We start from the raw sequence: 8,875 nt of genomic DNA, 5'->3' as shown, positions 1-8,875 counted from the left end.
TTTTTTTTTTTATGCGAAAATGGTACAGCCTATACGACAAAGTGTACAGCTGGAAGAACCTCATGGAAGCCTACCAGAAGGTAAAGGCGAACCGGGGCGCTGCCGGAGTAGACGGAGTTCGCATCACCGACTTCGATGAGAAGAGGGTGTCAGAGCTGCGCCGTTTGAAAAAAGAACTCAGGACGAAGGCGTACCGCCCGCAGGCAGTAAAACGGGTGTATATCCCGAAGCCTGACGGCAGCGAACGCCCATTAGGCATACCGACGGTACGCGACCGGGTGGTGCAGCAAGCACTGCTCAACATCCTCCAGCCCATTTTCGAGCCGGGCTTCCACCCATCGAGCTACGGCTACCGCCCCGGGCGCAGCTGCGCCCATGCAGTGGCTAAGGCAGAGCGTTTCAGTAACAAGTGGGGGCTGGCTCATGTCGTTGACATGGACTTGTCGAAGTGCTTCGACACGCTGGACCACGGCTTGATACTGGCAGGGGTGGGGGCTAAAGTAAGCGACGGCAGTGTTTTGGCACTGGTCCGTCAAATACTTGAAACGGGAGTTATGGACGAAGGGGCATACTACCCTGCGGAAGCTGGCAGCCCGCAAGGCGGAGTAATCTCCCCGCTGCTGATGAATATCTATTTGGACAATTTTGACCAGTACATGAAAAGTCAAGGCATCCGGATAGTAAGGTACGCAGACGATATACTGATCTTCGGCTACACGCGCAGTGAAGCGGGCAGGTATCGTTCTATAGCCGCCCAATATCTGGAAGAGGAGCTAAAACTTACGGTCAACGTAAAGAAGACGCACCTCACAACGATATGGGAAGGCATAACGTACCTGGGTTTTATCATCAGCCGGCGGGGTGCGCGCATACACCCAAAGAGCGTGAAGAAGTTTAAGGACAAAGTCCGCAAGCTGACCCCACGCAATTCCGGGCGTAACGTAGAGCACCAGATAAGGGAGCTGTCGATGCTATTGCGGGGTTTTGCCAACTACTTCCGCATTGGGCAAGCCAAGAGCCTGTTCCGTAATTTAATGAGCTGGATACGCCGCCGCCTACGGATGAAGCAGATGCGCGAGTGGAAAAGTTGGAAAGGCTTGCATAAACAGTTACGACGGATGGGTTACAAAGGGAGTTTTGAGAAAATCTCTATGGCCCGCTGGCGCAACGCGAGCTGCAAACTGGTCCACATGGCGCTGCCTAATGAGTGGTTTAATAACCTGCACTTGTACGACATGGAGCGGGTGAAAACCAACACGTTGCATCAATACTATGAATAAGATTTAACAGGAGCCGTGTACGAGGCCCGTACGCACGGTTCTGTGAGAGGGATAAAGTAGAAGGATGCATCCTTCTACTTTACCCTACTCAATTTTGTTCAGCCTTCATCAAGACAAAGAACCCAAAACACTTGCCCTGCTCCTTTGTTTTCCCTATTAAAAATTCATGCCAGCCAACAGCAAGATCGAACAACTCCGTAAGGATTATTCTGCCCATACATTGGAGATGGAGGAAGTCAGGACCAATCCGGTGGAACAGTTTCAGGTATGGTTTGACGAGGCGCTGAATGCTGAAGTGCCGGAACCGAATGCCATGACGCTCTCCACCGCAACGACCAATGGAGTGCCTTCTGCCCGTATCGTCCTGTTAAAAGGTGTCACAGATGGCAGCTTCCTGTTTTATACCAATTACAATAGCCGTAAAGGTCAGGAGCTTCGTGCCAATCCACGAGCCGCCCTTACTTTTCTGTGGCACGAGCTGCAGCGTCAGGTGCGCATAGAGGGCAGGGTAGAGGTGCTGCCTGCAGAAGCATCCACCCGCTACTTTCAGTCCCGCCCAAAAGGAAGCCAAATTGGTGCCTGGGCTTCGCCTCAAAGTACAAAGATTGAATCGCGGGAAGTCCTTGAAGAGAAGGTGAAGCGATTAGAGGAAGATTACCGCGCAGCAGAAGCCCTGCCCAAGCCGGAACACTGGGGCGGTTACCGGGTCGTTCCGCACCGGATTGAGTTTTGGCAGGGCCGAAGCAGCCGCCTGCACGACCGCATTGAGTACATTTTGTCAGAAGACGGGAGCTGGTCGACTGCCCGTCTGGCACCGTAGCGTTCAGGAAATTGAAAAGCCCCGAAGCATTACGCTTCAGGGCTTTTTTCGCATCAATAATTCCGATGTATACCTTTAGCAGTAGCGGTCGAACGCCAGCTTCAGGTTTTCCGCAATGATTTCTGCAGAACGACCTTCAATGTGGTGGCGCTCCAGAAAATGCACTAGTTTGCCATCCTTAAACAAGGCAATCGAAGGCGAGGAAGGTGGATAAGGAGCCATGTACTCCCGGGCTTTGGCTGTCGCTGCCTGATCGACACCAGCAAAAACGGTTACCATATTGTCCGGTGTTTTATCATGTTGAGCAGCCAGTTTCGCACCGGGACGGGCGTTGGCAGCCGCACAACCGCACACGGAGTTGACCACGACGAGCGTAGTGCCTTCTTTTTTATCAAGGACTTCACTAACGGCTTCTGCGGTTTGCAAGCCATTGAAACCATATTCGGTCAGATCTTTGGCCATTGGCGCTGTAAGTTCTGCAGGATACATATTGCTGTTTTATTTTTCTGATTTGAGTTAATTAGACTTAATACACTTAAGAGCATTTGTTGGTTCAAAGGTCAAAATATTTCCTGAAAAAGCAACTGCTTGAGCTAAAACTACGTGGATCGTTACCGGAAGACCTCCTAAGCTGCATCAATTTGATGGATTTGATGTTAGACTTTTGCAAAAACTTACACTGAATGACATGAAAGATATCCTTATCCCTTTTATCTCCATATTAACGGTAGCCGGTGCCTTGCTGGCCTTTAGCGGTTGTACATCCGATCAATTACCGGAGCCAATGGTGGCATCGACCTGTACCGATACTATCCCTGCCTATGATCCACAGATACGGCAGATTATTGAGGAATCTTGTGCCTATTCAGGTTGCCATCTTGACGGTACTGCCCCGGGCGTCTACGATTCCTATCACGGAGTGCTGCCCAATATTGAGAGCGGGGCTTTCCGCACCCGAGTCCTGGAGCTCAAAGATGACCCTAATCAGGGCATGCCACCGGATTATGCACCGGAGGGCCGGCCGAAAGACCTGACACAGGAGCAACTGGACCGCCTGGAGTGCTGGCTGGACAGTGGTTACCCGGAATAATTTCAAGAAACACTGCAAACTGAATACCTGATGAAGAATATTTCAATTTTGATAATGTTGCTGGTTTGGATGGCGCCTGCCGCTGCGCAGGATGTGGTTACTCAGACCTTCAACGATAGCCGTTTGGTTAACATACAATCAGTAGAGACACTAGGTAAAAGGCGGCTCGATGTGCGCATCGGCCACCGCTTTGGCGATTTACTGGGCGACAATGGTGGCTGGTCTACCTTTTATGGCCTGGAGCAGGCTTCTGATGTTATGATCGGTGCTGCCTATGGTGCAACGGATAAGCTCACCGTGGGCTTTTTCCGGACCAAAGGGGCGGGGTCGCTGCCCAATGGGCAGGCCGGGCTTCGGCAGGTGCTCAATGGCACGGTCAAGTATGCCCTGCTGCGGCAGGGAGCAATGGGCGGGTCTCCCGTGAGCCTTACTTTTTGGGGGGTGGCGGCGCTGTCTACCGCAGAGCGCATTCCTGACAATCCGGATATCATCCGAAACTTTTCCAACTTCTCCCACCGCATGGGCTACCATGGGCAGTTGATGATTGCCTCCCGGTTGTCTGACCGTATCGCCTTGCAGGTTACGCCAGGCTACACCCACCGGAATGTCGTCCCATTTGAAGATGAGAATGGGTTGTTCTCTTTGGGCGTGGGCACGCGCCTGCAGATCAGCCGGGTCTTTGGGGTGATTGCAGATGTGACCCTGCCGTTTTCGGACTATCGGACTACGGATAATGGTTTCTATCCCGCACTGGGGCTGGGGTTGGAAATTGACTCCGGCGGGCATCTATTTCAGCTTAATTTCACAAATGCAACCGGGATCATGGAGACGGACTTTATTCCCTACACGACTTCCAACTGGCTGGACGGGGAATTCCGTTTTGGTTTTACCATATCCCGTTTATTCAATCTTTAATGAGCTGATCCATGTACAAGTTTTTATTCACTACATTTCTTGCAACCGCTTTTTTCTGGACAATACAGCAATCTACAGTGCCCGATCAGCTTCTGCCCGGGGAAGCGGTGGCTGAGGTGCTCCTGCGCCTTGGCGACGATCCGGTGGCTCATTATCCGGACTCTACGCTGGAGGGCGTATCCGTTGAAGCCGGGCGGGGTATTATGCTGACGGGCTTTGCAACCGGACTGGGTGGGGGCAAAAACAACAAACAGAGCAAGCACTACGTGTGCACCGCCTGCCATAATATTGAAAAGGAAGATCCGGACCTTAGCGTATCCGATCCACAGGCACGCTTGGAGTATGCCCGGGAAAACGGCTTGCCTTTTTTGCAGGGTACTGCCCTCTATGGTGCAGTGAACCGGACAAGCTTTTACAACGGCGATTATGAGCAAAAGTATGGAAGCCTGGTGGAGCCCGCTCGTGATGACCTGCGGGAGGCGATTCAGCTCTGTGCCACCGAATGCTCGCAGGGGCGTGCCCTGGAGCCATGGGAGATGGAATCCGTCCTGGCTTATTTGTGGACAATCGGGCTGAAAATGGACGACCTTATCCTTTCCGATGAGGAAAAAACTCAGATCAATCAGGCACTAAATGGCAAAGGAAATACCGCAGCGGCTATTCAGCTAATCAAGTCGAAGTACCTGTCTGGTTCACCAGCTACCTTTGTGGCTCCCCCTGAAGACAGGAAGGCCGGCTATGAGGTGGACACCACCGATGTGGAGAATGGCCGCCTGGTATACGAGCTAAGCTGTCTGCACTGTCACGAAAACGAACGCTATTCCTTCTTCAGGCTGGATGATTCCAAGCTGACCTTTCAGCACCTGGCCAAGCATTTTCCCCGGTATACCGAATACTCCGTGTATCAGGTGGGGCGCTATGGGACTTCACCGGTCCCCGGGAGCAAGCCTTACATGCCCAATTATGCCCTGGAGAAGCTTTCCCACCAGCAAATGGAAGATCTGCGGGCGTATATTGAACTTCGGGCAGGTTACGAGCGGTAGCGCCTGAGGTGGGGTGCCGGATTTTGGACAAAATTTGTACCTTTAGAGGACGCACCAAAGGACGAATGATATGAGGATCAATGGCCACGGGCACCTGTTGCCTTACCCCGATGAAATACCAGCATTCATGCGGGAGAAGGAAATCTTCTGGATTGATGAGGACCGTAAGTTTATGCGCCAGAAAAACTGGCAGCGCCCGGTTACTGACCCTAGCTTTTTCCTGAATGAAAAGCTGGAATGGATGGAGCAAAGCCACATTGACCATGCGGTCATTCTGAGTCTTTCCCAGCTTTATGGCAACGGGCTGAAGTGGGAGCATATGAAGCGGGCGCTGCGCTTTCAGAATGATTTCAATGCCCGGGTTCAGCAGGATTATCCCAAAAAGTTTACCTGCGGATTTGTCGTGCATGCCGGGTTTACGCAGGGCGCACTATGGGAAATCGAACGCTGTGTGGAGGAACTGGGCTTGCAGGTCTTATGCCTGCCCACGCATTATATGGACTCCACGGGGCACTGGAATGTGATCTTCAACGAAGAGACAGAGCCCATTCTCGAACTCGCTAATCACTACAAGCTGGCGCTGGAAATCCACCCTTACGATGGCGAGAAGTTTATCCTGCTGGAGAATACGGCCTGGCGTTTCCACCTGATCTGGATGCTGGCTCAATGCGCTGATGCCTACCATTTCTATACCCTTAATGGGTTGTACGATAAGTACCCGAATATCCGGGTATGTTTCGCCCACGGCGGGCAACTCAACCACGTGAACCTGGGCCGCCGCGTGCAGGGCTTCGATGGGCGCCCGGATTTATTTGAAGGCAAAACACGCCCGCGCAAGGCTTTGGGGCATCCTAATATCTACTTTGATACACTGGTTCATGATGTCCACTCGCTGGAACTGATGATTAGAAGGCAGGGCGGTACCGATCAGATTATCCTCGGGCTTGACGACCCCTATCCGCTCGGAGAAATGAAAAACGAGCATCAGTCCTCCTACCCCGGTAAGCTGCTGGACCTGGCAGTAGAAGAGGAGATTATCACCCGAAAACAGAAAGATGATATTTGGTCGCATAATGTGGTGAAGTGGCTTTACGATGATGATGCCCCAAAATTCTATGAGCGCGTTCAGCGCCATCTTGTTGTTGAGTAGGCTCAGTGCCCAAAATGAAAAAGCGGAAACCAAAAGTAAATGACTTCCGGTTTCCGCTTCTTCTAAATTTGGCTTAGTGTACAGCCTACGCCAGTGCCTTGTTCTTCGCGCGCTTACGCTCATGCTCTTTGAGCATCGTTTTGCGCAAACGGATAGACTCCGGTGTGACTTCCACATATTCATCTTCCTGAATGTATTCCAGGGCTTCTTCAAGGGTAAAGACCTTTGGTGGGATGAGCTTCATCTTATCATCGGCACCCGATGACCGCATGTTGGTCAGCTTTTTGGTTTTGATGAGGTTGACCACGAGGTCACCCGGGCGGCTGTTTTCACCTACCACCTGGCCTTCGTAAATCTCATCACCGGCGCTGATAAAGAATTTGCCACGGTCCTGCAGGTTATTGATACTGTAAGGAATGGCGGTGCCGGTTTCCATAGAAATCAATGAGCCGTTTATACGGCCCGGAATGTCACCTTTATGCGGCTGGAATTCGAGGAAGCGGTGGGTCATGATCGCCTCGCCGGCAGTAGCAGTCAGCATTTGGCTACGCAGGCCGATGATGCCCCGGGAAGGGATCTCGAAACGCAGCTGCACCCGGTCGCCCTTAGGCTCCATAGACAGCATAATACCTTTGCGCTGCGTGACCATGTTGATGGCCGTGCCGGACAGCTCGTCCGGGATGTCGATGGTCAGTTCTTCAACCGGTTCGTGTGCCACGTCATCAATCCGCTTGGTGATAACCTGTGGCTGCCCAATCTGCAATTCATAACCCTCGCGGCGCATGGTTTCAATCAGTACCGCCAGGTGAAGTACCCCACGGCCGTAGACGCGGAACGTATCCGCAGAGCTTGTTTCTTCCACTCGCATAGCCAGGTTACGTTCCAGCTCCGAAGTGAGGCGGTCCTTAATGTGGCGGGAAGTCACGTACTTGCCCTCCTTACCGAAAAAGGGAGAGTCATTGATGGTAAAGACCATGCTCATCGTAGGTTCGTCGATGGCAATGGTAGGCAGGGCCTCCGGGTTCTCAAAGTCGGCGATAGTATCCCCAATTTCAAAACCTTCGATCCCGTATACGGCACAAATTTCGCCGGCTTCCACCAGTTCTACTTCCACGCGTTCGAAACCATCAAATACGTATAAGTTTTTGATACGGCTTTTTTGTACAATGCCGTCTTTTTTTACCATAGAAACCGGCTGTCCGGACTTCAGAGAGCCCCGCTGCAGGCGGCCTACAGCAATACGGCCGATGTACTTGCTGTAATCCAGCGAAGTGATGAGCAATTGCGGGGTGCCCTCCGATACAGAGGGTGGTGGAATGTGCTCCAGGATGGCATCGAGCAGGGGCGTGATGTTGTCCGTTTTGTCCCGCCAGTCGTTGCTCATCCAGCCAAATTTGGCAGAGCCGTATATGGTAGGGAAATCCAGCTGATCTTCTGTAGCGTCCAGGTTGAACATGAGGTCGAAAACGGCCTCCTGCGCTTCATCAGGCGTACAATTTTCCTTGTCTACTTTGTTGACCACCACAATTGGCTTCAGGCCAAGCTCGATTGCTTTTTGAGTTACAAAGCGGGTCTGTGGCATGGGGCCTTCGAAGGCATCAACCAGCAGCAGTACGCCATCTGCCATGTTTAGCACGCGCTCTACTTCACCACCGAAGTCGCTGTGGCCAGGGGTGTCAATGATGTTGATCTTGGTGCCTTTGTAGGCAATGGACACGTTTTTGGACAAAATGGTGATGCCGCGCTCCCGCTCCAAGTCGTTGTTGTCGAGGATGAGCTCGCCCGGCGTCTCGTGGTCGGCAAACAGCTGCCCCGCGAGGATCATTTTGTCAACCAGGGTGGTCTTACCGTGGTCAACGTGTGCAATAATGGCGATATTTCTAATATCCATGTTATTCAAGTTAATGTACTGCCAAATTGTGGTGTTCTGGCAAAGAAGGCGCAAAGGTAGGCTTATTTTTCTGCAATCGCTATACCCGCGCGTTAATTTGGGATTAATTATTTGAGGTAACCGCCTCAGTTACAGCGGCCGGGGTGTTAAGGAAGCGTTAAGGCAAGTCTTAATGTTTTTGGTAAAGGCAACTAGCGCAGACTTAAAGTAGTTTTTATAGTGGATTCACAAAACATCATCTTGAAAAGGCCCTGGAAGTACAGGTATCAAGATATAAAATTCATCTGTTGAAGACCTTACGCAACATCATCTCCCTATTGTCGCTGGCGGCCGTTGCCAGTAGCCCGGTTAGCGGAGTGCTTGCTCCCGCTCATGCCGGTGGGTGTTGCGTGCTTAAGTTTTTCAGTAGTTCTTGTGAGCTGGACGCTTCACCGGATGCCCTATGCTGGGAGCCGGTCTTACCGGATGACGGTCCTTGCAGTGCCGGTTTGCCAAAGGACATGGTTTTCCCGCCCCCGGTCTTAGCGGGTTCTTCCTCGGCTTTAGCGGCAACAGTTTCTTATGCAGTCCGGCTGCCTTTCTACCTTATGAATCAGTCTTTACTTTTTTACGACCCTGTGTCGATTTGATTTTTTGAATGCTTTTGGTGCCCTGCACCTATTCATCATCAAACCCGCAGCCCGGAG

9 protein-coding genes are annotated in these 8,875 nt (G+C 51.9%); 7 read left to right on the top strand and 2 right to left on the bottom strand.

Translation table 11 applies throughout. The features are described 5' to 3' along the window. Positions 1–1,280, top strand: a 1,280-nt coding sequence (gene ltrA, locus IX84_RS29550; protein WP_202965314.1) for a group II intron reverse transcriptase/maturase, incomplete at its 5' end; no start/stop codon positions are given. Between the two features lie 166 nt (positions 1,281–1,446). Further along, complete coding sequence (gene pdxH / locus IX84_RS29545) at positions 1,447–2,100, top strand: pyridoxamine 5'-phosphate oxidase (protein WP_044230021.1); 654 nt, start codon at positions 1,447–1,449, stop codon at positions 2,098–2,100. Positions 2,101–2,175: 75 nt separating this feature from the next. Here pdxH and IX84_RS29540 read toward each other — a convergent pair whose 3' ends face one another. Then, positions 2,176–2,589, bottom strand: a complete 414-nt coding sequence (locus tag IX84_RS29540; RefSeq protein WP_044230020.1) for a BrxA/BrxB family bacilliredoxin — start codon at positions 2,587–2,589, stop codon at positions 2,176–2,178. A 199-nt stretch (positions 2,590–2,788) separates the two neighbouring features. On the opposite strand from IX84_RS29540, the gene IX84_RS29535 reads away from it, so the two are divergent. The 4 genes from IX84_RS29535 to IX84_RS29520 all read left to right on the top strand — a co-directional run bounded on the left by IX84_RS29535 (position 2,789) and on the right by IX84_RS29520 (position 6,298). Beyond that, complete coding sequence (locus tag IX84_RS29535) at positions 2,789–3,190, top strand: hypothetical protein (protein WP_052516516.1); 402 nt, start codon at positions 2,789–2,791, stop codon at positions 3,188–3,190. 30 nt (positions 3,191–3,220) lie between these two features. Further along, complete coding sequence (locus tag IX84_RS29530; protein WP_044230019.1) at positions 3,221–4,105, top strand: DUF5777 family beta-barrel protein; 885 nt, start codon at positions 3,221–3,223, stop codon at positions 4,103–4,105. Positions 4,106–4,116: 11 nt separating this feature from the next. Continuing rightward, a complete protein-coding gene (locus IX84_RS29525) occupies positions 4,117–5,148 on the top strand; it encodes a hypothetical protein (RefSeq protein WP_052516515.1) in 1,032 nt (343 codons plus the stop codon). Positions 5,149–5,218: 70 nt separating this feature from the next. Beyond that, the gene (locus IX84_RS29520; RefSeq protein WP_044230018.1) at positions 5,219–6,298 is read left to right on the top strand and encodes an amidohydrolase family protein; all 1,080 of its coding nucleotides are present in this window, start codon (positions 5,219–5,221) and stop codon (positions 6,296–6,298) included. 85 nt (positions 6,299–6,383) lie between these two features. Here IX84_RS29520 and typA read toward each other — a convergent pair whose 3' ends face one another. Beyond that, a complete protein-coding gene (typA, locus tag IX84_RS29515; protein ID WP_044230023.1) occupies positions 6,384–8,189 on the bottom strand; it encodes a translational GTPase TypA in 1,806 nt (601 codons plus the stop codon). A gap of 287 nt (positions 8,190–8,476) precedes the next feature. On the opposite strand from typA, the gene IX84_RS33140 reads away from it, so the two are divergent. Beyond that, positions 8,477–8,818 carry a hypothetical protein gene (locus IX84_RS33140; RefSeq protein ID WP_152605296.1) on the top strand — a complete coding sequence of 114 codons (342 nt, stop codon included), beginning with the start codon at positions 8,477–8,479 and terminating at the stop codon, positions 8,816–8,818. Positions 8,819–8,875 lie beyond the last annotated feature (57 nt).

It is taken from the genome of Phaeodactylibacter xiamenensis, from assembly GCF_000759025.1.
Lineage (GTDB): Bacteria > Bacteroidota > Bacteroidia > Chitinophagales > Saprospiraceae > Phaeodactylibacter > Phaeodactylibacter xiamenensis.
The sequence above is the reverse complement of the archived record's forward strand: the minus strand, read 5'-3'. Positions and strand labels throughout refer to the sequence as shown.

What these genes read in the sequence shown, in the direction of transcription:
- IX84_RS29520 (WP_044230018.1), top strand. Translation starts at nt 5,219, where the DNA reads ATGAGGATCAATGGCCACGGGCACCTGTTGCCTTACCCCGATGAAATA.
- IX84_RS29525 (WP_052516515.1), top strand. Translation starts at nt 4,117, where the DNA reads ATGTACAAGTTTTTATTCACTACATTTCTTGCAACCGCTTTTTTCTGG.
- IX84_RS29535 (WP_052516516.1), top strand. Translation starts at nt 2,789, where the DNA reads ATGAAAGATATCCTTATCCCTTTTATCTCCATATTAACGGTAGCCGGT.
- typA (WP_044230023.1), bottom strand. Translation starts at nt 8,189, where the DNA reads ATGGATATTAGAAATATCGCCATTATTGCACACGTTGACCACGGTAAG.
- IX84_RS29530 (WP_044230019.1), top strand. Translation starts at nt 3,221, where the DNA reads ATGAAGAATATTTCAATTTTGATAATGTTGCTGGTTTGGATGGCGCCT.
- IX84_RS29540 (WP_044230020.1), bottom strand. Translation starts at nt 2,589, where the DNA reads ATGTATCCTGCAGAACTTACAGCGCCAATGGCCAAAGATCTGACCGAA.
- pdxH (WP_044230021.1), top strand. Translation starts at nt 1,447, where the DNA reads ATGCCAGCCAACAGCAAGATCGAACAACTCCGTAAGGATTATTCTGCC.